Annotated in this window: 19 protein-coding genes and 2 pseudogenes; 16 read left to right on the forward strand and 5 right to left on the reverse strand. The window is 71.2% G+C overall.

Translation table 11 applies throughout. The annotated features are described in order from the left end of the window. Positions 1 to 94: pseudogene (locus tag AB0C46_RS00005) on the forward strand (2-hydroxy-3-oxopropionate reductase); the annotation flags it as partial. Between the two features lie 221 nt (positions 95 to 315). Here the strand turns inward: AB0C46_RS00005 and AB0C46_RS00010 are convergent. Continuing rightward, positions 316 to 921, reverse strand: a complete 606-nt coding sequence (locus tag AB0C46_RS00010; RefSeq protein WP_362824424.1) for an HD domain-containing protein — start codon at positions 919 to 921, stop codon at positions 316 to 318. Positions 922 to 1,094: 173 nt separating this feature from the next. Between AB0C46_RS00010 and AB0C46_RS00015 the strand changes: the two genes are divergently transcribed. From AB0C46_RS00015 to AB0C46_RS00030, 4 genes and pseudogenes are all read left to right on the forward strand, one after another. Beyond that, on the forward strand, positions 1,095 to 1,322 hold the full coding sequence (locus AB0C46_RS00015; RefSeq protein ID WP_362824425.1) for a hypothetical protein: 228 nt from the start codon (positions 1,095 to 1,097) through the stop codon (positions 1,320 to 1,322). A gap of 310 nt (positions 1,323 to 1,632) precedes the next feature. Continuing rightward, a complete protein-coding gene (locus AB0C46_RS00020; protein WP_362824427.1) occupies positions 1,633 to 1,815 on the forward strand; it encodes a hypothetical protein in 183 nt (60 codons plus the stop codon). A gap of 306 nt (positions 1,816 to 2,121) precedes the next feature. Then, positions 2,122 to 3,646: pseudogene (locus tag AB0C46_RS00025) on the forward strand (AlkA N-terminal domain-containing protein). Then, the gene (locus AB0C46_RS00030; RefSeq protein ID WP_362824428.1) at positions 3,643 to 4,155 is read left to right on the forward strand and encodes a methylated-DNA--[protein]-cysteine S-methyltransferase; all 513 of its coding nucleotides are present in this window, start codon (positions 3,643 to 3,645) and stop codon (positions 4,153 to 4,155) included. The pseudogene AB0C46_RS00025 and the gene AB0C46_RS00030 overlap by 4 nt, the downstream one beginning before the upstream one ends. Before the next feature lie 336 nt (positions 4,156 to 4,491). Here AB0C46_RS00030 and AB0C46_RS00035 read toward each other — a convergent pair whose 3' ends face one another. After that, positions 4,492 to 5,256 carry an SDR family oxidoreductase gene (locus AB0C46_RS00035; protein ID WP_362824430.1) on the reverse strand — a complete coding sequence of 255 codons (765 nt, stop codon included), beginning with the start codon at positions 5,254 to 5,256 and terminating at the stop codon, positions 4,492 to 4,494. A gap of 211 nt (positions 5,257 to 5,467) precedes the next feature. Beyond that, positions 5,468 to 6,508: a ScbA/BarX family gamma-butyrolactone biosynthesis protein gene (locus AB0C46_RS00040; protein WP_362824432.1), complete on the reverse strand. Its 1,041-nt coding sequence runs from the start codon at positions 6,506 to 6,508 to the stop codon at positions 5,468 to 5,470. A gap of 117 nt (positions 6,509 to 6,625) precedes the next feature. Between AB0C46_RS00040 and AB0C46_RS00045 the strand changes: the two genes are divergently transcribed. Both AB0C46_RS00045 and AB0C46_RS00050 read left to right on the forward strand, forming a co-directional pair. After that, positions 6,626 to 7,312: a ScbR family autoregulator-binding transcription factor gene (locus AB0C46_RS00045; RefSeq protein ID WP_362824434.1), complete on the forward strand. Its 687-nt coding sequence runs from the start codon at positions 6,626 to 6,628 to the stop codon at positions 7,310 to 7,312. 686 nt (positions 7,313 to 7,998) lie between these two features. After that, complete coding sequence (locus AB0C46_RS00050) at positions 7,999 to 10,584, forward strand: MFS transporter (protein ID WP_362824436.1); 2,586 nt, start codon at positions 7,999 to 8,001, stop codon at positions 10,582 to 10,584. A gap of 349 nt (positions 10,585 to 10,933) precedes the next feature. Here the strand turns inward: AB0C46_RS00050 and AB0C46_RS00055 are convergent, their stop codons facing one another. Next, positions 10,934 to 11,467 carry a GNAT family N-acetyltransferase gene (locus tag AB0C46_RS00055; RefSeq protein WP_362824437.1) on the reverse strand — a complete coding sequence of 178 codons (534 nt, stop codon included), beginning with the start codon at positions 11,465 to 11,467 and terminating at the stop codon, positions 10,934 to 10,936. A gap of 73 nt (positions 11,468 to 11,540) precedes the next feature. Beyond that, on the reverse strand, positions 11,541 to 12,230 hold the full coding sequence (locus tag AB0C46_RS00060) for a FadR/GntR family transcriptional regulator (protein ID WP_362824438.1): 690 nt from the start codon (positions 12,228 to 12,230) through the stop codon (positions 11,541 to 11,543). Between the two features lie 165 nt (positions 12,231 to 12,395). Between AB0C46_RS00060 and AB0C46_RS00065 the strand changes: the two genes are divergently transcribed. From AB0C46_RS00065 to AB0C46_RS00105, 9 genes are all read left to right on the forward strand, one after another. After that, positions 12,396 to 14,219 (forward strand): 2-isopropylmalate synthase, encoded by a 1,824-nt coding sequence (locus tag AB0C46_RS00065; protein WP_362824440.1) that lies wholly within the window; start codon positions 12,396 to 12,398, stop codon positions 14,217 to 14,219. A 543-nt stretch (positions 14,220 to 14,762) separates the two neighbouring features. After that, complete coding sequence (locus AB0C46_RS00070) at positions 14,763 to 15,500, forward strand: DUF4232 domain-containing protein (protein ID WP_362824441.1); 738 nt, start codon at positions 14,763 to 14,765, stop codon at positions 15,498 to 15,500. Between the two features lie 304 nt (positions 15,501 to 15,804). After that, on the forward strand, positions 15,805 to 16,893 hold the full coding sequence (locus AB0C46_RS00075; protein WP_362824443.1) for a hydrogenase expression protein HypE: 1,089 nt from the start codon (positions 15,805 to 15,807) through the stop codon (positions 16,891 to 16,893). Between the two features lie 87 nt (positions 16,894 to 16,980). Further along, complete coding sequence (locus AB0C46_RS00080; RefSeq protein WP_362824445.1) at positions 16,981 to 18,762, forward strand: nickel-dependent hydrogenase large subunit; 1,782 nt, start codon at positions 16,981 to 16,983, stop codon at positions 18,760 to 18,762. Further along, positions 18,759 to 19,361 (forward strand): hypothetical protein, encoded by a 603-nt coding sequence (locus AB0C46_RS00085; RefSeq protein ID WP_362824446.1) that lies wholly within the window; start codon positions 18,759 to 18,761, stop codon positions 19,359 to 19,361. Before AB0C46_RS00080 ends, AB0C46_RS00085 begins: the two co-directional genes overlap by 4 nt. A gap of 53 nt (positions 19,362 to 19,414) precedes the next feature. Next, on the forward strand, positions 19,415 to 20,026 hold the full coding sequence (locus tag AB0C46_RS00090; protein ID WP_362825131.1) for a DUF5947 family protein: 612 nt from the start codon (positions 19,415 to 19,417) through the stop codon (positions 20,024 to 20,026). Beyond that, a complete protein-coding gene (locus AB0C46_RS00095) occupies positions 20,023 to 20,727 on the forward strand; it encodes a DUF6084 family protein (protein ID WP_362824448.1) in 705 nt (234 codons plus the stop codon). Before AB0C46_RS00090 ends, AB0C46_RS00095 begins: the two co-directional genes overlap by 4 nt. Further along, positions 20,724 to 22,145, forward strand: coding sequence for a hypothetical protein (locus AB0C46_RS00100; protein ID WP_362824449.1), 1,422 nt, complete (start codon positions 20,724 to 20,726; stop codon positions 22,143 to 22,145). Before AB0C46_RS00095 ends, AB0C46_RS00100 begins: the two co-directional genes overlap by 4 nt. Continuing rightward, positions 22,142 to 22,705 (forward strand): hydrogenase maturation protease, encoded by a 564-nt coding sequence (locus AB0C46_RS00105; protein ID WP_362824450.1) that lies wholly within the window; start codon positions 22,142 to 22,144, stop codon positions 22,703 to 22,705. The genes AB0C46_RS00100 and AB0C46_RS00105 overlap by 4 nt, the downstream gene beginning before the upstream one ends. Positions 22,706 to 22,712: the final 7 nt, after the last annotated feature.

A 22,712-nucleotide genomic window follows, 5' to 3' on the forward strand; every position in this document is an offset into this window, starting at 1 on the left:
CGCCGCCCTCCGCGCACAGGGCGACGGCGGCCTCGACCACTCCGCCCTCCTGCGCGGCGTCGAACGCCTCTCCGGACACACCACCGAAAGCTGAGCCGGTTCGGGAGAGCGTGCCCGGGGCCAGGCAGGCGTGATGGTCATCACGTCGGCGTTCTGGAACGCCCACCTGTTGTTCACCGTTCAAATGGGTGTGGGTGTTGAGGCACCCCTCCCGAGCCGCCCCGGCCAGCGTCCCCCCGTCTGGCCGGGGCTTCCTCTTGCCCGCAGCGCACTGCACCGCCCGACGGGCCTCGTGCGTCACCGGATCAGGCGCCGCTACGCCCCGTGCGTATCCAGCGGATTGGCGGAGATCCGCGCGGCGATGCCCTGGCGGACCGAGGCCGCGGCGGAACTGTCCGGCTTGCGCTCCGCCTGGTTCCGGAAGCACGCCAGGAACTCCTCGCCGAGGCCCAGCCGGGGGTAGCGCGCCAGCACCTCGGTGCGGAGGTCCGCGGGCAGCGCATCAGGGCGCTGTCCGGAGATGTCCAACGAGGTGGAGAACACCAGCAGATGTGCTTCCGGATCCATTGCCACGTCCACCGCGTCCCACATGTGCCGGACGATCACTTCGGACGCCCGTACCCGCCGCTCCACCGGCCACCCGGCGCCCGCCCCGAACACCCACGCCACATGGCCGCCCGCCCCCTCGAAGGGCACGGTGTGGCTGTCGAACTCCTTCACCAGCCCGATGTCGTGGAACATGGCCGACACGTAGAGGAGTTCCGGATCGAAGGCGATGTCGTTGGCCGCGGCATAGCCGGCTGCCCAGAGGTACGCCCGGACGGAATGGTTCAGCAGCGCGGGCGAGCAGTAGGCACTCGCCACTTCCCGTGCGGCACGGCAGGCCCGGGTATCGGGAATCACAAGATCATCCATGGTCATGCCCCTGATTGTCCCGTAGGGCATGATCATCGGTGGAGTATCGCGGGAATGCTCGCAGGCCGCGCATCAAGCGCATGCGCCGCCGGTGGGATGGCGTACCGCGACGGCGGAGGATTGACGCTCACGGCGGCTGCCGAAATGCGCGAGCGCGGAGCCCGGCGCAGTCTGGAGGCATGACCGAGCATCCGCCTGTCATCGTGCACCCGCCGACGCCGTCCGGCGGCCGACGGGTGACCGTGCGTGGGCAGATCGTCGGCCTGGCCCATGGCCGCGGCGATGTTGCCGAGTTCCTCCGCCGCGCGGGCGTCGCCGCCCCGGCCGGGGACATCGCGCTGGACGACCCCCGCCTCGTCGAATGGCGCGGTGGCTCGCTGGACGACTGGCCGATGCCGCCCGCCTGACGGGCGTCCCCACTCGGCAGGAGTCCTGGCTCCGGCCGGCTCGCGGACGCGGGCCCCGTGCCGTGCAGCCGCCGGCCGGTACCTGTCTCAGCCCGAGGCGACACACATCCGCCACCATCAGCTGCCACCATGAGCCGTAGCCGTAGCCGTAGCCGTAGCCGTAGCCGTAGCCGTAGCCGTAGCAGGGGCCGGGGCCGGAGTGGTAGCCGTCTCTCGGCGCCGCGGGGTGGGGGATACGCTGATGACCGACGATGGGAACGCCGTCGGCTGGTGAGCTGACGGCGGGGGAGTGGGAGAGCGGGAGTACGGCGTGAGCGACAGCGGAGACAGCGGGAACAGCGACGACAGTTCCGACAGCGGGTACTCGATGCCGAGCAGCGGGTCGGGGAGGTCGGGGAGGTCGCTGGATTCGAATGTTCTGCAGAGGGCGATGCGCTGGGAGACGTTCGCGCTGGTCGCGTTCCTGGTGATCCTCGCGGTAGTGGCGTCGTAGGGCCGGTTCGACACGGCGGGATTCCTCAACTCGGTTGACTCGACGACCTCGGCCAACTCGGCTAACTCGGCCAACTCGGCCAACTCGGATAAATGTCCTGGGAGTTCGGGTCCCGAGCGTTGACCGGGATCCGAACGCCACGAGCGGGGGCGCGAACGGGGAGGGACGTGAGCCCCGCACGCCCACTGCTTTTGGGACCGTGCGGTCCGCAGAACCGCGCAGACCCACGGCGCCCCACCCCACCCCCCGAATGCTCCGTCCGATTTCCGCCAGCACCGCCGCCTGACCTGCTGCACAGTGGACTCTGTGAGGAACGAGGACAGCAGATACGAGGCGGTGCGCAGCAGGGACGCCAGATTCGACGGCGCCTTCTTCTTCGCGGTGTCCACGACCGGGATCTACTGCCGGCCGAGCTGTCCCGCCACCACGCCCCGACGCCGGAATGTCGCCTTCTTCCCGACCTCCGCGGCCGCCCAGGGCTCCGGCTTCCGTGCCTGCCGGCGCTGCCGCCCCGATGCGGTGCCCGGATCGGCGGAGTGGAATGCCCGCGCCGATCTCGTCGGACGGGCGATGCGGCTGATCAGCGAGGGTGTGGTCGACCGGGAAGGTGTCTCCGGCCTGGCGGCGCGGCTCGGCTACAGCGCCCGGCAGGTCCAGCGCCAGCTGAACGCCGAGCTGGGCGCCGGCCCCGTGGCCCTGGCGCGGGCACAGCGCGCCCACACCGCCCGGGTCCTGCTGCAGACCACCGGGCTGCAGGCGGCCGAGATCGCCTTCGCGGCGGGCTTCGCCAGCGTGCGGCAGTTCAACGACACCATCAAGGAGATCTACGCCCTCACCCCGAGCGAGCTGCGCGCCGCCCGCCCCGGAAAGGGGACTCGGTTCGGCCCGGTGGCGCCGCCCACCACCCCCGGGGTGCTGCCGCTGCGGCTGGCCTTCCGTGGGCCGTATGCGGCGCGGCAGCTCTTCGACCACCTCCAGCGGCGCGCGATCACCGGTATCGAGGAGGTCAGCGGCGAGCCCGGTGACCGTACCTACCGGCGCACCCTGCGGCTGCCGCACGGAACCGGGATCGCCGAGGTCGACGAGGTGGCCGGTGACGGCTGGCTGGACTGCCGGCTGCACCTGACCGAGCTGCGGGATCTCACCACCGCCAGCCAGCGGGTGCGCCGCCTCTTCGATCTGGACGCCGATCCGTACGCGGTCGCCGAGCGGCTGGGCGAGGACCCCGTCCTGGCACGACTGGTGGACCGGCGCCCCGGCCTGCGCTCCCCGGGCGCTCCCGCCCCGGACGAGCTCGCCATCCGTGCCGTTCTCGGTCAGCAGGTCTCGGTCGCGGCCGGCCGTACGCTCGGCGGCGCCCTGGTCGCCGCCTACGGAGAGCCGCTGCCCGAGCCGGCCGGCGCGCTCACCCACCTCTTCCCCGCGCATCGGCGATCTGGCGCAGGCCACTCTCACCGAACTCGGGATGCCCGAGTCACGGCGGGCGACCCTGCGTACCCTGAGCTCCGCACTCGCCGACGGCACGGTTGTCCTGGACGCCGGAGCCGACCGTGACGAGGCCGAACGCGCGCTCCTCGGGCTGCGCGGCATCGGCCCGTGGACCGCCGGATACATCCGGATGCGGGCCCTCGGGGACCCCGATGTCCTGCTGGCCGGCGATGCGGCCGTACTGGCCGGCATGCGCCGGGCCGGTGCCCCGACAGCCAGTCTGACGGAGCGGGCGAACGGCTGGCGCCCCTGGCGCTCGTATGCGATGCACCACTTCTGGAACGTGCCGGTCACGGAACCGGCGAGCCCCCGCCCCACCACCACGGAAAGCACCGGACCATGACGCTCTACACCACACTCGACAGCCCGTTGGGCGAACTCCTGCTGGTGGGCAAGGAATCGGCCACCGCGCCGGGCGGCACCGCGCTCGCTTCGCTGTCCGTGCCCGGACAGAAGGGCGGGGTGACCGTCCAGGACGGCTGGACGCACGACCCCGCTGCCTTCGCCGGCATCGCCCACCAGCTCCGCGCCTACTTCGACGGGAAGCTGACCCGCTTCGGCATTGCCTACGCCCCCACTCGGGGCACGGACTTCCAGCGGCGGGTGTGGCAGGCGCTGGAGGCCATTCCGTACGGCACCACCACCACGTACGGGAAGATCGCGGCCGACATCGGTGCGGCGCGGGGTGCGGTGCGCGCCATCGGCACGGCGATCGGCGCGAATCCGCTGCTCATCGTCCGGCCCTGCCACCGGGTGATCGCCGCGGACGGTTCCCTCTCGGGTTACGCGGGCGGGCCCGTACGCAAGCGGCAGCTCCTCGGCATCGAGGGCGCTCTGCCGGATGCCCTCTGAGCCGCCCGACGCCGGCGGGATGGCCGGGCGCCGCCCCTCCCATGCCCCACTGGAGCATTCCATGACCACTACGGCCACTACGGCCACTACGACCACCGGGGACACCACGGACACCACGGCCACCAAGCGCCGCGCCCGCCCCGGCACGCTCGCCCAGCGCGTCGCCGCCGCCGACTGGACGGCGCTGGCCGGCGAACTCAACACCCTGGGCTGCGCAGTGACCCCACGTCTGCTCGGCCCGGCCGACTGCCGCGCCCTCAGCGCCCTGTACGACGAGCCCGCCCCGGCTCATGGCCCGGCATCCGGAAGCCGGGCCCAGGGCGCTGCCCGGCGGAGTCAGAGCAGGGAGCCGCCCGTGACGTCGAGGCGCTGGCCGGTGATCCAGCGGGAGTCGTCCGAGGCGAGGAAGGCGGCCACGTCCGCGATGTCCTGGGGCTTGCCGATCCGGTTGAACACCGAATAGGCCGCCAGCGTGGCCCGCCCCTCGGGTGTCGCCCGCCGCGCCGCGGTCACATCGGTCTCGACCCAGCCGGGGGAGAGGGTGTTCACCGTGATCCCGCGTGCCCCGCACTCCTTGGCGAGGGCGAGCGTGAGGGTGTCCACCCCGCCCTTGGAGACGCTGTAGGCGATCTGCCACGGGTGCGCCGTACTGGTCACCGCCGACGAGATGTTGATGATGCGTCCGCCGTCCCGCATCCGGCGCAGACCGTGCTGGGCGATGAAGAGGGGCGCCTTGATGTTGACCGCGATGGTGCGGTCGAACTCCTCGGGGGTCACCTGGTCGATGCGCCCGGGGAAGTTGAGCGCTGCGTTGTTGACGAGAATGTCGAGTCCGGGTTCCGCACCGCAGGCGGCGAGTTCGGCGTCGAAGCCGGCGAAGAGGGCTTCGACATCACCGGCAACCCCCAGTTCCGCGCCGACGATGAAGGCCCGCCCACCCGCCATGGCGATGCTCTCGGTCGTTTCCTTGGCCGCGGTGTCATTGCTGCCGTAGTGGACGGCGACCAGCGCACCGTCCTTGGCGAGGCGCTGGGCGATGCTCCGGCCGATGCCCCGGCTGGATCCCGTCACCAGCGCGGTCTTTCCGTTGAGGTCACCCATGAGTGTGATTGGCCTTCCGTGTACCAGCGGCGGACGTGCTGCCGCCTTGACCTTCAAATTGCTGTGCTGTGCTGCGGTTCGGCTGCCGGGGGCCGGCTGCCTCTGCTTCAAGAGCCGCCACCGCTCGTGATCTGCGGTTGCCGATCGCGCGGTGCGGCGGCCATGCAGTGCGGATGTCCGTCACGCGGCACGCGGCTCGTGAGCAGTGCGTTCAGCGCCGGGTGTCCAGCGCTGTCAGGGTGGAGACGAACACTGGCTGCCCGTCCTGGGAGCCGGTGACCTGGATCGTCGTGGTGCAGGGGAGCGCGGACGGGACGCGGTGCGCCTTGAGGACGCAGGGGATGCCGTGCTCGGCGTAACGGCGGAATTCCGTGCCGAAGGCGTACGGCACGAAGGCCCGGGGCGCGGTCAGTGCCCGGGCCGCCTGCTGTGCGGCGTCGAGCAGCAGCATTCCCGGAATATGGTCGTTCGCCGGGTTCACCATCGCGGCATGGCCGGGCGCGATACGCAGCTGCCAGCGGTCGGGCCGGTCGGTGGGGGAGAGCAGGACATCGCTGTCGTGGGCGCTGCCGGTCAGGTGGTGCGGTACGGCTGTGGGGAGCGGGCCGAGCGGCCGACGTGCGGCCAGCCGGTCGCCGCGGATCCGGCGGTAGACGGCGGGGGAGGTGACGGTGACGTCGGAGTGGCCGGTCGCGACGATCCGGCCCGCCTTGCGGATGGTCATGTCGAAGTGCCCGCTGGTGAGCGTGCCCGCCCGCATCCGCATCCGGCTGCAGGTGACCTCGATCGCCAGCCGGGTGGGGCCACTGCCAACGACCAGATGCTCGGGGTGGGTTGTATATACCAGGTCCCCGAGGATGAAGTGATGGCCGACCGGAACGCCGAGTTCGGTGTGACACAGCAGCAGCCCGGCCTGGCGAATGGTCTCGCCGGTGAGAATGAGATGGTGACGGCCATGTACCGGAGTGAAATACCCGTGATCGTGCGGCCACTGGGCGGTCAGCGAGAAGTGGGATGTGTCCCGGCGGTGCCATGAGGTGACCAGAATGTCGTCGATGAGGGGACGGTGCACGAATTCCCGTGGGACACCGGGACCATGGCGATGCCCGGCGGTGCTGTGGTGGTTCCGCTTCGGCTGCGTCTGGTGTGGAGCCCTGGGCTGAACAGTGCCGCTGACGTGCATCGTGTCGCTCATGACTGCCCCCAGGCGTCTCAATGGGATGAGGTCCGGCGCTGTTAAGATACGTACCATCCGGTTTTATTTTCAATGCCGGGCGACGAAATGGAACAAGTGGCTGGTCCAGGCGCGACTTGAGCGGTAGCTAACTGATGCGGAACGTGAAAAACATCGAGAGACAGGAGGCGTCCTGTGGCGCAACAGGACCGCGCGATCCGGACTCGGCGACTCATCTTGGAGGCGGCCGCCTCGGTCTTTGACGACCTCGGCTACGACCGCGCGACCATCGCCGAAGTCCTCGAGCGCGCCGGCGTGACAAAGGGCGCCTTGTACTTCCACTTCGCCTCCAAGGAGCAGCTCGCGCTCGCGGTACTTGACGAGCATGTGCTGGACATCGCGGTGGAGCCGCAGAAGATCAAACTGCAGGAGTTCGTCGACGCGGGACAGGTGCTGGCCTACCGGCTGCGCAGCGACCCGATGCAGCGCGGGGCGGCCCGATTGGCCGTCGAGCAGGGCTCCAACCACCTTGACCGCAAGCAGTCGATGCTCGCCTGGACCCGGTTCGTCGAGGAGTTGCTGAACCAGGCGCGGGATCGCGGCGAGATCCTGGAGAGCGTCGTCGTGCCCGAGACCGCCGAACTCTTCGTCGGAGCATTCGCCGGCCTGCAGCTGATGTCGCATGCCCTGACCAATCAGGCCGACCTCAGCCACCGCCTGACGATCTTCTTCCAGCACACCCTCCCGAGCATCGCGGTGCCTGCCATCCTCGCCAAGCTCAACCTGGACCCGGAGCGCGGGGCGAAGCTCGATGCCGCCCTGCAGGGGAAGGCGCTGGCGGGTGTCGCGGACGATACCGAGGCCGACGTCGCCACGGGGTGAGCCCGGCCGGGCGGCCGGGAGCCGGGACAGGTCACGTGGGCTGTTCGGTATCTTCAGGGCGGCAAAAACATACCGCGCAGACGGTGTTGAATGGTGAAGTGTGTGCAAGTCGTGGATGACTTGTGCAGGTCAGAGGCGTCGCGGAGGAATCGCGGCGCCTCTCGCGGTTGGCGGGTACGGCAGTGCGTGAGCAGTCGCGAGCGGTGGCGGCGGGGGTGATGGCCGCTGCCGCACAGATGGTCAGTACGGATTGTCAGTGGTGTGCGGTTCACTGGATTCCATGGGTTTGCTGGATCCGGCGGGTTCACGGGATTCGGCGGGTCCGCTGAATCCAGCGGGTTCAGTCGATTCGGCGGGATCAGTGGATCCGCATCGAGGGTGAGATCAGGGGGAGGTCCGATGAACGGGGCGGGGGAGTGCAGGGGTCGTGGCGGCGTGAGGCGGATCACGGACGGCGGGGTGAGAAGCGGGGCCGCGCGGCGGAATAAGGCTCCCGGATAAAGCGTTCGTCATGCATGTATCAGCCTGGTGCGTAATCGACCCGCCCTCTGTCCACGGCCTGATCGTGCCCGTGCCCATGCCCATGCCCGTGGACAACGCCCTGTGCCCGAACGACGGCCGCTCGCCCTTGCTTCGCCAGCCCCCTGACGACACCCACCACCTCTGCCGCCCTGGAGGCCGCACGCATGAACCGGACGACGACGGACCAGCTCCCCGGAAGGACGGCGGGCGCCGCAGCCGTGCCACCGGTGCCCGACCCGGCCGTGGGCGGGCAGCGCAGAACCCCCGGCGGCATCGTTCCGGTCCTCGCCTTCTCCGGCATCGTCGTCGCGGTGATGCAGACGCTGCTCGTGCCGGTCATCAAGGACCTGCCGGTGCTGCTCAACACGACGCCCAGCAACGCCACGTGGGTCATGACGGCCACCCTCCTCGCCGGCGCCGTCTCGACCCCCATCATGGGGCGCCTCGGCGACCTCTACGGCAAGCGGCGGATGCTGCTGGTCAGCCTCGCGGTCATGGTCGTCGGCTCGCTGATCTGCGGCTTCACCAGTGATCTGGTCACCATGATCGCGGGCCGGGCGCTGCAGGGCTTCGCCATGGGCGCTATTCCGCTCGGCATCGGCATCATGCGCGACGAGCTGCCGCGTGAACGGCTCGGCTCGGCCATGGGCCTGATGAGCTCATCGATCGGCGTCGGCGGCGGACTCGCACTGCCGGCCGCGGCCCTGGTCGCCCAACACGCCGACTGGCACACCCTGTTCTTCGGTGCCGCCGGGCTCGGCGTGCTGTCGATGCTGCTCACTCTCCTCGTCGTACCGGAGACCTCGGTACGGGCCCGGGGGCGGTTCGACGTGGCGGGTGCCATCGGGCTGTCGGCCGGTCTGGTGGCCCTGCTGCTGCCCCTCACCAAGGGCAGCGACTGGGGCTGGGGTTCGCCGACCACCCTCGTACTCTTCGGTGTTGCGGCCCTGATCCTGGTGCTGTGGGGCGTGCTGGAGCTGCGTCTCGCCGATCCGCTGGTCGACCTGCGGACCACCGTGCGCCGTGAGGTGCTGCTGACCAACCTCGCATCGATCACGGTCGGTGTGGCCTTCTATGCGATATCCCTGGTGCTGCCGCAGCTGCTGCAACTGCCCACGTCGACCGGCTACGGCCTGGGCCAGTCGATGGTGGTGGCCGGGCTGTGCATGGCGCCGCTGGGCCTGACGATGATGTTCGTCGCCCCGCTGTACGCGCGGATCGCCGCGCGGCGCGGCCCCAAGGTCTCGCTGCTGCTCGGCATGCTGGTCATCGCGATCGGCTACGGCGCGGGCATCGGCCTGATGGATGCCCCCTGGCAGACCGTCATCATCGCGGTCGTCGTCGGCGCCGGCATCGGCCTGGCGTACTCCTCGCTGCCCGCACTGATCATCGGTGCCGTCGACGCCTCGGAGACCGGCGCGGCCAACGGCCTGAACACCCTGATGCGTTCCATCGGCACCTCGGTGTCCAGCGCGGTGATCGGCATGGTGCTGGCCGATATGTCCCAGAAGGTGGGGCCGGCCACGGTGCCCACGCTGGCCGGCTTCCGGGTCTCCTTCCTCATCGCCACGGCTGCGGTCCTCGTCGGCGTCGCCCTGGCATGCTTCCTGCCGTCACAGCGGAAGACGTCCCGTCCGACCCTGGTCGCGCAGAGCACCGATGACGCGGCGGACGCAGTCGACACCGGCAGCAGCACCGACACCGACACCGGCACTCACACCGGCACCGGCACTGACACCGGCACCGACGGGGCGCGCGGTGCGGCGCGTCCGGCGGCGATGCCCGATGCGCCGACCGCCGTCACCCTGCCCGCAGACGGTGGCCCCGCCGCAGCGGCCGAAGGAGCCGAAGCAGCCGAACCGGCCGGGCAGATGGCCCCTTTGGTGAAGTCGGTACCGTCCTGGGCGCAGCCGGTCACCGAACGGCATACGGCCCTGGCCCCGCCCGCCCCCGACGCGGCGACCGCGAGCGCCGGCGCCACCGGTTTCCGGGGCCGGGTGGTGGACACCTCCGGCGGCCCGGTCCCCGGTGCGAGCATCACCCTGATCGACCGGCAGGGCCGCCAGGCCGGCATCACCACGGCCGACGCCAACGGCCATTACGCGCTCGAAGCCCCCGGGGCCGGCACCTACGTCCTCACGGGCGCTGCGCCTGGCCACACCCCGCACGCGGCCTCCGCCACGTACCACGGTGAGGGCGGTGCGACCCGGGTCGACCTGATCCTCGCCACCACCGGCCGACTGGGCGGCACCTTGCTCGGTGGCACCGAAGGCACCCCGCTGGCCGGCGGAAGCGTCGTCGTCACCGATGCCGAAGGCACTGTGGTGGTCCGTACGACGTCCGGCGCCGACGGGAGTTGGGACGCCCCCCAGCTGCCGCCCGGCCGCTACACCCTGGTCCTCGGCGCCGCCGGCCACCAGCCGCAGGCCCGCGCCGTGGAACTGCCCGGCGGCGCACCGGAACGGCAGGACGCCCGCCTGCAGCCGACGGCCGCCGTCCGCGGCACGGTGCGGGGCCCGGACGGCCGGCCACTCCCCGACGCTGCTGTGACGCTCGTCGAGGACGGCACGGTCGCCGGACACACCGTCACCGGACCGGACGGCGCCTTCGCCTTCTCCGACTTGAGCGGCTCGCACTACACCCTCACAGCGGCCGGCTACCCGCCACACGCCGCCCCGATATCCCTCACCGCCGGCGCCGCCGAAACCCTCGACCTGGAGCTCGCCCAGCGACCGACAGCCGCAGGCTGACGTGCTCCGGCGCGCGGAGGCACCCACGCCTGCGCAAGCGCACGCCTACGCAGAGGTGCGCAACCCGCTCCGCGGTTCCCCCTCGTCCGCTTCCCTCTTTCTCTGCTCTCCTTCTCCTCCCTCCCGCAGATTTGCCGGATGGGGGAGGAGGAGGGAAGCACCAGGGCAAGGCTCCCTACGGTTCGCCTGAGAGCGGCGAGCCGAGCATGGGGCGGAGAGCCGGGTGGCGGGGGCGGCCGGGGTGACGCGCTGGCTGACGCCCGGTGCCCGGCGCGCCCGACACCGACACCCGACACCGCCACCCGTGCCGACACCCGACACCGCCACCCGATGCCGCCCCCCAGACCGCTCAGCCCTGGTACTCCGTGAGATCGATGCTGTGCACCGTCAGCGCATGGCCGTACTCCGGATGTGTCGCCTCGCGTTCGAAGGCCATGCCGAGTTTGCGTACGACGTTCTGTGAGGACTCATGGCCGAGCCGGTTAATGGCGATGACGCGGTCCAGGCCGCGGTCCTGGAGGGCGAACTCCAGCACGGCCTGGGCGGCTTCGGAGGCATAGCCCTGCCCCCAGTACTGCCGGCCGAGGCGCCAGCTGATCGCCACCTCGTGCCGGGCCTCCGGCAGGAACTCGGGTACGGACAGACCGGCGCATCCGGCCAGTTCGCCCGAGGCGAGCAGTTCGACGGCGAAGAGGCCGAAACCCTCGTCGTCCCACTCCTCCTCCCACCGTTCGATCTCCTCGGCGGTCCGGTCCAGGTCGAGGGTGGAGCCGTCGCCGATCCAGCGCATGACGAGCGGGTCCGCGTTGATGTCCGCCAAGGGGGCGAGGTCGTCGTCGGTCCAGCGGCGGAGGATGAGGCGGGGGGTGCGGATCTCGGTCATGCCTCCCATCCTGTCGAATGCGGGGGTGTGGCGGTAATCGGCGGGTGTCTGTCGGCGGGCCGTGCGGCGCAGGTCAGCGGCCCAGCAGCTGCGCCAGTGTCTCATCGAGTTCGGTCTGCAGGACGCGGCTCGCCGCCTCCCCGTCGCCCTCTGCCACGGCCTCGACCAGTGCCGCGTGCCGGGCGTCACCGTGCTGCGGATCCTCGTCCCCGAGCCCCAGCAATTCCACCAGGTCGATCAGCCCCTGGCGCAGGGCCGGCGCGAACTCCGTGAACAGATCGGTCAGTACGGGGTTGTGCGCGGCACCGACCACGGCCGTGTGCAGCGCGATGTCCGCGTCCACGAAAGCCGCGTGGCCGGCTCCGGCGGCCGTACGCCGTCCCTCCAGGGCGGCGCGCATCGCCGCGATATCGGCCTCCGTGCGTCGGGTGGCGGCCAGCCGGGCGGCCTGTACCTCGACCATGGCCCGGACCTCGTAGACATCGGCGACGGCCGCGCGGCGCAGGCGGGTGGGCCAGTCCTCGGTGGGCTCGGTGGCGATCACGAATACGCCGGCGCCCTGGCGTGGCTGCACCAACCCGGCGCCGGCCAGGGCCCGTACGGCCTCGCGGACCGTGGAGCGGCCGACGCCAAGGGTTTTGGCCAGCGTGGTTTCGCCGGGGAGTTTGGTGCCCACCGGCCAGTGTCCGCCGGTGATCTGGTCGCGCAGCCGCTGGGCGGCCTGTTCGACCAGGGGGCTGGGGCGGAGAGCTTCGAGCGACATCCCGTCATACCTCTCAGGTTGTCTGAGGAGTTGTTCCGTGGTTAGTGTACCGGCCATGAAGCTGCGTGGTCTCCTTCTCGGCCGCCGCGGCGGGGCCTGACGCGACCGGCACCCCGCCGCGGGGCTCGGTGCTGCCGGTCTCCCACCGGCTTGTGAAGGACTGTCATGCCCCGTACCAGCTCCGCCGATCCCACCGCCGCGCGCGCCATCCCCACGCTCCGTACGCCCGCCGGCCCGGTACCCGCCGACGCGCCGGCGTGGAATCCGCAGCGCGGCAGCGCGATGCCCGCCCACCGTTACCGGCCCGCGCAGGACCGCGTCGAGGTTCCGCTGACCGGACGGTCCTGGCCCGCCGCCCGGATCGAGCGGGCCCCGCTGTGGGTGCCGGTCGATCTGCGCGACGGCAATCAGGCGCTCGCCGAGCCGATGGACACTCCCCGGAAGCGACGGATGTTCGACCTGCTCGTCGCGATGGGCTTCAAGGAGATCGAGGTCGCCTATCCCTCCGCGAGCCGTACCGACTTCGACTTCGTCCGCCACCTGGCGGACAGCGGTGCGGTGCCGGACGACGTGACGGTGGTGGTCTTCACCCCGGCCCGCCGGGAACTGATCGAGCGGACCTTCGCGGCCGTCGAGGGGCTGCCGCGCACCGTCGTGCACCTCTACACGCCCACCGCACCCACGTGGCGTGAGGTGGTCCTCGGCCGCAGCGGGGCGGAGGTGCGCGACCTGGTACACGAGGCCGCGACGCAGATGGCCCGACTGGCCGCGGCACGGCCCGGGGCCGACATCCGGTTCCAGTTCTCGCCGGAGGTCTTCAACCTGACCGAGCCCGATCTCGTGCTGGAGATCTGCAACGGTCTGACGGACCTCTGGGATGCCTCGCCGGACCGTCCGGTGACCCATAACCTGCCGGCCACCGTCGAGGTCGCCACCCCCAATGTGTACGCCGACCAGATCGAGTACATGCACCGTCATCTGGCACGGCGGGATGCGGTGGTCCTCTCCGTGCACCCGCACAACGACCGCGGTACCGGGGTGGCCTGTGCGGAACTCGCCGTGCTGGCCGGGGCGCAGCGGGTGGAGGGCTGCCTGTTCGGCAACGGGGAGCGCACCGGCAACGTCGACCTGGTCACTCTCGCCCTCAATCTGCACACCCAGGGCGTCGACCCGATGATCGACTTCTCGGATCTCGGCACCGTCCGCCGCACGGTGGAGGACTGCATCCGGCTGCCCGTCCACCCACGCCACCCCTATGCCGGAGAGCTCGTCCACACCGCCTTCTCCGGCACCCACCAGGACGCCATCAGCAAGGGCCTGGCCCACCATGCCCGGCGCGCGGCCGGCCTGGGCGTACCGGAGTCCGAGGCGCCCTGGACGGTGCCGTATCTGCCCGTCGACCCGGGCGACCTCGGCTGCAGCTACGAGGCGGTCATCCGGGTCAACAGCCAGTCCGGCAAGGGCGGGGTCGCGCACCTCCTGCAGCTTCACCACGGCCTGGACCTGCCGCAGGACCTGCGGCCCGACTTCTCCCGCACGGTGCAGCGCGCCACGGACGACAGCGGCCAGGAGGCCACCCCGAAGGAGCTGTGGGAGCTCTTCCGGAGCACTTATCTCGCGCCGGGCGAGGAGGGCCCACTGACGCTCGACTCCTGGAGCGCCACCGAGCCCGCGCCGGGTGAGCACCGTGTGCTCTGCGACCTCGGCGGGGGCGACACCGGGGACGGCTGGGGGCGCTACGAGGGCTCCGGCAACGGCCCGCTCGCCGCCTTCGCCGACGCGCTGGCCGCCGCCGGGCACCCCGTCGGCATCATCGGCCATGCCGGACACGCCCTCGCTTCGGGTCCGGACAGCGCCGCGGTCGCCTACGTCCAGTGCCGTATCGGCGGTGCCACGTACTGGGGTGCGGGCCAGGACACCTCCGTCCTGATGGCCTCGGTGCGGGCGGTGCTGTCGGCCGTGAACCGTGCGAAGGGGGAGGCCCCGTAGGGGCAGCGGACGGCGGGCGCTCCACGGCGCCCGCTCTCCGGGGCATGGACACGGGTGCACCACAACGGTCCGTCGCCCCCGATGATGTGCGGCTGCGCACCCGTTTCCCCGGCCCTGGGCGCGGGCGTACGTGTCCCGGGCGGGGGCGACCGCGACTTCTACGGCGATCCCGTCCCCGACCCGCCGGACATCGGTGCCGGCCAGGGACACGGGCAGGAGCGGGCCCGGCTACCCGCAGGTCCACCGGGGCCGATGGGCCTGAAGGGACCAGTGAGGCCATTGATCCGGGTCGGCGGAACGGCCGAACTCGGCGGTGCCGCATCCGCAAATCGGGAATTTTCTGCGAGTCTGAGCGGCACGCCCCAAAACCCGGCTGGTCACACCGGTTGCCGGGGTGATCGGCGTGCCGCGCACACCAGGTCGTTAGTGGTGTGTTAGTGCCTCGTTAGCGGACTGGCAGTGCCCAGGGCCACGCTGGAAAGAGCAACGGACGGACCGCACCCCACTACGAGAGCTCGCACCTACCAGACGAGGGGGACACTTATGTCGCTCACCATCAAGACGCTCGGCCGCGGTCGTCGTGTCGCCGCCGGATCGCTGATCGCCGTCGCGGCGCTTGCGCTCACGGCCTGTGAGGGCGGCCCCGACGCCGCATCCCGCCCCTCGTCGGCTGCCGCACCCGTCACGTCCCACGACAAGGCGAGCGGCGGATCCAAGACGTCCCATGGCAGCGCAGAGCCGACCGGTGCGAAGGCGCAGTCCTCTGCAGGCGGTCAGCGGCCGTCGGCCAAGGCGGCAGCCTCTCCGGGCGGTAAGCCGACGGGCAAGGCCCCGAGCGCCGCGGAGGCCAACACCTCCACCGCGGCGACCTCGGACCGCTGCACCGCCGCCGATATGTCGCTGCGCCTGGGGGCCTCCGATGCCGGTGCGGGCAACATCCGCTACCCCCTCGTCTTCACGAACAAGGGCAAGAAGGCCTGTTCGCTGCGTGGCTTCCCGGGGGTCTCGCTGATCAACCGGGACGGCTCGCCCGTCGGCAAGCCCGCCACCCGCGAGGGCGGCGCCGGCGGTGCCGTCCGGCTCCAGCCGGGCCAGAGCGCACACGCCCTGCTGCACACCCTCAACGAGGGTGTCTCGGACACCCCGTGCTGGGCCAACTCGCAGATCGTTTTCGTCTACCCGCCCGGCTCCAAGGAGTCGATGACCACCGGCAGCCGCGGCCTGCGGGTATGCGGCGGGCGGTTCGACGTGACCGCGGTGGCGCCCGGCTCCCTGGGCTGACGGCCCGGTCCGCGGACCCGCGACAAGGACGGCCGCGGACGACCTCACACGACAGCACGCCCCCGGCGCACCGTGCGCCGGGGGCGTGCTGTCGTGCGGGGCGGACCGGCACCGCTCGCCCCCACGGGGGACGGTGGTCGACGGTGACCCGCTGTGGTGCTGTGGCCTTTGGTTCGGACGCTCGGGTGGTACGTCACCGCAACGGCCCCTGGTGACCGCCCCGTGCCTGCGGATCGGTGTTACCAAGGTGGATGGAAGCCTTGAATGAGCGCTTTCGTTGCAAATCTGCCTAGGAGACATCCCCATGTCTGCAGCTTCGAGCGTGGCCGACCAGGCCGCTGCGAACGGAAAGCCGTCCGCCGAGGACGAGTCCCCGATCCACATTCTCTGGATCAACGCCGGCCTGAGCTGCGATGGCGACTCCGTGTCGCTCACCGCCGCGACGCAGCCGAGCATTGAGGAGATCGCGCTCAGTGTGCTGCCGGGGCTGCCCAAGATCGCCGTCCACTGGCCGCTGATCGATTTCGAATGCGGCCCGGTCGGCGGCGCGGACACGTTCATCGAGTGGTTCTTCAAGGGCGAACGCGGCGAGATCGACCCGTTCGTGCTGGTCGTCGAGGGGTCCATCCCCAACGAGTCCATCAAGCCGGAAGGCTACTGGTGCGGCTTCGGCGACGACCCGGAGACCGGCCAGCCGATCACCACCAGTGAGTGGATCGACCGGCTCGCCCCCAAGGCGCTCGCCGTGGTGGCGATCGGTACCTGTGCCACATACGGCGGTATCCATGCGATGGCGGGCAACCCGACGGGGGCCATGGGGGTGCCCGACTATCTGGGCTGGGACTGGACGTCCAAGGCCGGGATCCCGATCGTCTGTGTGCCGGGCTGCCCGATCCAGCCGGACAACTTCTCGGAGACGCTGACCTATCTGCTGTACCAGGCGACGGGCGCGGCCCCGATGATCCCGCTGGACGACCAGCTGCGGCCCACCTGGCTCTTCGGGGAGACCGTGCACGAGGGCTGTGACCGGGCCGGCTACTACGAGCAGGGCCAGTTCGCCACCACCTACGACTCGCCCAAGTGTCTGGTGAAGCTCGGATGCTGGGGTCCCGTGGTCAAATGCAACGTGCCCAAGCGGGGCTGGATGGACGGCATCGGCGGCTGTCCGAACGTCGGCGGCATCTGTATCGCCTGCACCATGCCCGGCTTCCCCGACAAGTTCATGCCGTTCATGGACGAGCCGCCCGGCGGCAAGCTCTCCAGCAGCGCCAGCGCCGCGTACGGCAGCGTCGTCCGCCGTCTGCGGAGCATCACGGCCAAGACCGTCGATCACGAGCCCAAGTGGCGCCACCGCGGCGACCAACTGACCACCGGCTACCGGAAACCGTGGTGAGCACACCCCGCCCGTAGCCGTCCGGCACCTCCCGGACCCTCCGTCCGACCCCACCTCCGCGCGCAAAAGAAGGGCACGGCACTCACGATGGCACCGAGAACGAAGGCGGCCGACGGCAGCGGTCTGACGGAGATGTCCTGGGATCCGATCACCCGGATCGTGGGCAGCCTCGGCATCCACACCAAGATCGACTTCAAGCAGAAGCGGGTGGCCGAGTGCTACAGCACCTCGTCCGTCTTCCGTGGCTACAGCGTCTTCATGCGGGGCAAGGACCCGCGTGACGCGCACTTCATCACCAGCCGCATCTGCGGCATCTGCGGTGACAACCACGCCACCTGCTCGGTGTACACGCAGAACATGGCCTACGGGGTGAAGCCCCCGCACCTGGGGGAGTGGATCATCAACCTCGGCGAGTCCGCCGAGTACATGTTCGACCACAACATTTTCCAGGAGAACCTGGTCGGGGTCGACTACTGCGAGAAGATGGTCCGCGAGACCAACCCCGGTGTGTGGGAGCTCGCCCAGCGCACCGAAGCCCCGCACGCGGGCGACCACGGCTACCGCACCATCGCCGACATCATGACCTCCCTCAATCCCATCGAGGGCGAGTTCTACCGCGAGGCCCTCCAGGTCAGCCGCTACACCCGGGAGATGTTCTGCCTCATGGAGGGCCGCCATGTGCACCCCTCCACGCTCTACCCGGGCGGTGTCGGCACCATCGCCAGCGTCCAGCTGTTCACCGACTACCTCAGCCGGCTGATGCGCTACGTCGAGTTCATGAAGCGGGTCGTCCCGCTCCATGACGACCTGTTCGACTTCTTCTACGAGGCGCTGCCCGGGTACGAGGAGGTCGGCCGCCGACGCGTCCTGCTGGGCTGCTGGGGCGCGCTCAATGACCCGGACCACTGCGACTTCACCTATCGCAACATGACGGACTGGGGACGGAAGATGTTCGTCACCCCGGGCATCATCGTCGACGGCAAGCTGGTCACCAACGACCTCACCGAGATCAACCTGGGCATCCGGATCCTGCTGGGCAGCTCCTACTACCAGGACTGGGAAGGCCAGGAACTGTTCGTCACCCACGACCCGCTCGGCAACCCCGTCGACCCGCGCCACCCGTGGAACCAGCACACCATCCCCGCGCCGCAGAAGCGGGACTTCAACGACAAGTACAGCTGGGTGATGTCCCCGCGCTGGTTCGACGGCAAGGAGCATCTGGCCCTGGACACCGGTGGCGGCCCGATCGCCCGGCTGTGGTCCACCGCGCTGTCCGGGCTCGTGGACACCCCGTACGTGAAGTCCACCGGCCACAGCGTCACCATCGACCTGCCCCGCTCCATGACCCGGCCCGCGGCCCGCTTCGAGTGGAAGATCCCCAAGTGGAGCAACGCGCTGGAGCGCAACCGGGCCCGCACCTACTTCCAGGCCTACACCGCCGCCATGGCGCTGCACTTCGCTGAGCAGGGTCTGGAGGAGGTCCGCGCCGGACGCACCCAGACCTGGGAGAAGTTCGAGGTCCCCGACGAGTCCATCGGCTGTGGCTTCACCGAGGCGGTGCGCGGTGTCCTCTCGCACCACATGGTCATCCGGGACGGGAAGATCGCCAACTACCACCCGTATCCGCCGACCCCGTGGAACGCCAGCACCCGGGACACCTACGGCACCCCCGGCCCGTACGAGGACGCCGTCCAGAACACCCCGATCTTCGAAGAGAACTCCCCGGAGAACTTCAAGGGCATCGACATCATGCGGGCGGTGCGCAGCTTCGACCCGTGTCTGCCCTGCGGCGTCCACATGTACGTCGGCAACGGGCAGTCCGTGCAGAAGATGCATGTGCCCACCGGTCTGAGCGGGCTCTCCGGATGAGCGCCGGGGCCACCACGGCGCCGGCCACCACGGCGCAGTCCGCCGCACCGCAGTCCGCCGCCGTGCCGAACGCCGAGGCCACCGGCCGGCGCGTGGAAGAGGTGCTGGACCGCCTCGCGCAGCGTGACGACCGCGAGGCGAGCGCCGCCGCCGAGGAGCTCGTCCGGGTCCTGATGGACTATTACGGCGCGGGACTCGCCCGGATCGTGCACCTCCTGGGCAGCGGCACGGACGACAGCGGCCCCGGGGCGGCGCTGCTGCGCGACGAGCTGGTGACCAGCCTGCTGGTACTGCACGATCTGCACCCCGAGGACACCGCGGCCCGGATCGGCCGCGCCCTGGACAGCGTGCGCCGTCAACATCCCGCCGAGGTCGCGGAGTTCGACGCGGACACCGGAACGCTGCGGCTGCGTTCCGGCGACTCCGGCGGCTGCGGCTGCCCGAGCACCGACCAGCGGGCCCAACAGGCCGTCGAGGCCGCGGTGTCCTGCTTCGCGCCCGAGGTGACCTCGATGCGGTGGGAGGCGGCAGGCGACCGGGCCGAGCCGGCGCTGCTGCAGATCTCCCGTCGCCCGCCGACCGCCGCCACCGCCTCGTGAGCGGCCGGCCGGCGGCACCCCCGCGCCTCGGACCGCCGCCCGCCCACCGCGGCCTGCGCCGCTTCCGGGCACCGGTGCCGGCCGCTCCCGAACGCTGCGAACTGTGCGCCGTGGTGCTCGCCGAACACAACCACCGCCACCTGGTCGACACCGAACGCCGTGCGCTGGCCTGTGCCTGCACCCCGTGCGCGCTGCTCTTCGACCGGCCCGGCGCCGGCACGGGACAGTTCCGTACGGTCCCCGACCGCTATCTCGTCGACCCCGGCCACACCCTCGACGACGCGGCCTGGGACCAACTCCAGATCCCCGTCGGTGTCGCCTTCTTCCTGCGCAACGCCGACCAGGACCGGCTGGCCGCCCTCTACCCCAGCCCGGCCGGCGCCACCGAGAGCGAACTCGACGCGTCGACCTGGCAGACCGTGCTCTCCGCCAGCCGGCTGGCGGCCCTCCTCCGGCCCGATGTGGAGGCGCTGCTGCTGCGCCGCTCCGAGGGCCGCATCGACTGCTATCTGGTGCCCGTCGACATCTGCTACGAACTCGTCGGCCGGATGCGCCTGTTGTGGCAGGGTTTCGACGGCGGTGCCGAGGCACGCGCCGCGCTCTGCGACTTCTTCACCAAGGTCGCCCGCCGGGCCCGCGAGCCGAAGGGGGCCGACCGGCCGTGACCGAGCTGTCCTTCGTCTGCACCGGCGTACGCGCCGACCGCTATGCCGCCGCCCCCACCCTCCTCTTCCGGCTGCGCATCACCGCCGCCGAAGCGGCCCGGGTGCACGCCCTCGCGCTGCGCTGCCAGCTCCGCATCGAACCGGCCCGGCGCGGCTACCGTCCCGACGAGGCCGAGGCGCTGTCCGACCTCTTCGGCGAGCGGTCCCGGTGGGGAAACACCCTGCACCCCCTGCAATTCGCCCAGGTCTCCCTCGTCGTGCCCGGTTTCACCGGCGAGACCGAGGTGGATCTTCCCGTCCCCTGCACCTACGACCTGGACGTTGCGGTCGGCCGCTACTTCCATGCGCTGCGCGAGGGCGAGGTCCCGCTGCTGCTGCTGTTCTCCGGCACGGTGTTCGCCGGCGCCGGCGGCTTCCAGGTCCAGCCGGTGCCGTGGAACAAGGAAGCGTCCGTGCGGATGCCGGTGGCCGTCTGGCAGGAGATGACCGAGACGCACTTCCCCGGCTGCGGCTGGCTGCGGCTGCCCCGCGAAACCCTCGACGCGCTGCTCGCCTACCGCTCCCGGCGCGCCCTGCCCTCCTGGCAGGCGACCGTCGAGTCGCTGCTGGCCGCCGCCGACGGCACCGAACCGCCGGCGCCGCGCGCCCGGCTCTTCCCGGGCGCCGCCGCCCGCCCCGCCAGCGAGAGGACCGCGCCGTGACGACCCGCGTGCTGCCCGAGGAGACGGCGGACCGCTTCGCTGCCGCCCGCCAGGTGGCGGACGCCGTGCTGTTCGAGGGCTATGTGCTCTACCCGTACCGCGCGTCCGCCGCCAAGAACAAACTTCGCTGGCAGTTCGGGGTGCTCGTCCCGCCCCACTGGGGCGCCGGCAGCGCCGAGCACTCCTTCCAGCGCACCGAATGCCTCATGGAGCCCCGCTCCGGGGCACGGCTCTCCGCCGAGCTGCGGTTCCTGCGCGCACAGCGGCGTACGGTCCAACGCCGTTGTCCGGACGGCGGGTTCGAGACCGTGGCGGAACTCGAACTGCCCGACCGGGTGCTGGTCCCCTGGGACGAGGGCGTCGAGGAACGCGTCACGCTCGTGGCCGATGTCTCCAAGCTGACCGGCGAGGGCGTCACCGTCCCGTTCACCCGGCCCGCGCGTGAGGAGACCGAACAGGTCCACGACGCCGACGGACAGCTCGTCGGCCGCCTGCTGCGCCACAGTGCCGAGCTCGACGGCCGGGTCCGGCTCACCGCGAGCGAACTCGACGGCCCGTACGCGGCGTTCCGGCTGACCGCGACCGTCGAGAACACCAGTACCTGGCAACCGGACGACGCCGATGCCGACCGCGCCGCGGCGCTGCCCCGCTCGCTGGTCGGGGCCCATCTCCTCCTCGGCCTGAGCGCGGGCGCGTTCGTGTCCATGACCGACCCGCCGGAGTGGGCCAGCGGCGCCGTCGCGGCCTGTCGTAACGAGCACGCCTGGCCCGTGCTGGCCGGCGAGTCCGGCCGCGCCGATGTGGTGCTCTCCGCACCGATCATCCTGGAGGACCACCCGGCCATCGCCCCGGAGAGCCCCGGTGCGCTCTACGACGCCCTGGAGATCGACGAGATCCTGGCCCTGCGCACCGCGGCCCTCACCGACGAGGAGAAGCGCGAGGCCCGCGGCACCGACCCCCGCGCCGCCGAGGTCATCGAGCTCGCCGACACCATGCCGCCCGAGGTGCTGGAGCGACTGCACGGCGCCGTACGGGCACTGCGCGAGGTCACCGGACCCGGCCCGGCCGCTCCGGACGAGCTCGCCCCGGATGTGCCGGGCCTCCGCCCGGACACCCCCTGGTGGGACCCGGAGAGCGACCGCAGCGTCGATCCCGTACGCGACCGGATCACCGTCGACGGGCGGTCGGTCGGCGCCGGCAGCCGGGTGCTGCTGCGCCCCGGCCTGCGTCGCACCGACGCCCAGGACCTCTTCCTCCAGGGCCGCACCGCGCACGTCGAGGCGGTCCTGCACGACGTCGACGGCGGGGTGCACCTCGCGGTCACGGTGGAGGGCGACCCGGGCGTCGACATCCGGCGCGAGCAGGGCCGGTTCCTCTACTTCCAACCCGACGAAGTCGCTCCCCTGGAGGACGCGTGAGTCCCGAGGCAGCCGCCGCCAAGCGGCCCGCGAAGACGCTGATCGCCGGCGTCGGCAACATCTTCCTCGGCGACGACGGCTTCGGCGTCGAGGCCGTCCGCAGGCTGGATGAGCACCAACTCCCCGACGGCGTCGAGGTCGTCGATGCCGGCGTACGGGGCGTACACCTGGCCTACCAGATGCTGGACGGCTACCACACGGTGCTCCTCGTGGACGCCTCCGCGCGCGGCGGTGAACCCGGCACGGTGTACCTCCTCGACGCCACCACCCCAGCCGCCCACCCGCCGGCCACCGCGCTGGACGGGCACCACATGACCCCCGACGCCGTGCTCGCGCTGCTCGACACCCTCAGCGCGGGCACCGGCGGCCGGCGCCCGGAGCGCGTCCTGGTCGTCGGCTGCGAACCCGCCGATGTCGGCGAAGGCATCGGGCTCAGCGAACCCGTCGACGCCGCGGTCGACGAGGCCGTACAGCTCATCCTGCGGCTGGTCGGCGCCGAGGAACCGGCACCGTCCGCTGCCGGACCGCACACCAGTGAGAGGAACACGACACCATGCTGAAGCTCGC

This window comes from Streptomyces sp. NPDC048637 (assembly GCF_040650675.1).
Lineage (GTDB): Bacteria > Actinomycetota > Actinomycetes > Streptomycetales > Streptomycetaceae > Streptomyces.

Bases quoted from the DNA above. Each gene is read 5' to 3' on its own strand.
- AB0C46_RS00065 (WP_362824440.1), top strand. From the start codon at position 12,396: ATGCCCCGTACCAGCTCCGCCGATCCCACCGCCGCGCGCGCCATCCCC.
- AB0C46_RS00070 (WP_362824441.1), top strand. From the start codon at position 14,763: ATGTCGCTCACCATCAAGACGCTCGGCCGCGGTCGTCGTGTCGCCGCC.
- AB0C46_RS00080 (WP_362824445.1), top strand. From the start codon at position 16,981: ATGGCACCGAGAACGAAGGCGGCCGACGGCAGCGGTCTGACGGAGATG.
- AB0C46_RS00075 (WP_362824443.1), top strand. From the start codon at position 15,805: ATGTCTGCAGCTTCGAGCGTGGCCGACCAGGCCGCTGCGAACGGAAAG.
- AB0C46_RS00030 (WP_362824428.1), top strand. From the start codon at position 3,643: ATGACGCTCTACACCACACTCGACAGCCCGTTGGGCGAACTCCTGCTG.
- AB0C46_RS00035 (WP_362824430.1), bottom strand. From the start codon at position 5,256: ATGGGTGACCTCAACGGAAAGACCGCGCTGGTGACGGGATCCAGCCGG.
- AB0C46_RS00060 (WP_362824438.1), bottom strand. From the start codon at position 12,230: ATGTCGCTCGAAGCTCTCCGCCCCAGCCCCCTGGTCGAACAGGCCGCC.
- AB0C46_RS00050 (WP_362824436.1), top strand. From the start codon at position 7,999: ATGAACCGGACGACGACGGACCAGCTCCCCGGAAGGACGGCGGGCGCC.
- AB0C46_RS00010 (WP_362824424.1), bottom strand. From the start codon at position 921: ATGACCATGGATGATCTTGTGATTCCCGATACCCGGGCCTGCCGTGCC.
- AB0C46_RS00015 (WP_362824425.1), top strand. From the start codon at position 1,095: ATGACCGAGCATCCGCCTGTCATCGTGCACCCGCCGACGCCGTCCGGC.
- AB0C46_RS00055 (WP_362824437.1), bottom strand. From the start codon at position 11,467: ATGACCGAGATCCGCACCCCCCGCCTCATCCTCCGCCGCTGGACCGAC.
- AB0C46_RS00085 (WP_362824446.1), top strand. From the start codon at position 18,759: ATGAGCGCCGGGGCCACCACGGCGCCGGCCACCACGGCGCAGTCCGCC.
- AB0C46_RS00040 (WP_362824432.1), bottom strand. From the start codon at position 6,508: ATGGTACGTATCTTAACAGCGCCGGACCTCATCCCATTGAGACGCCTG.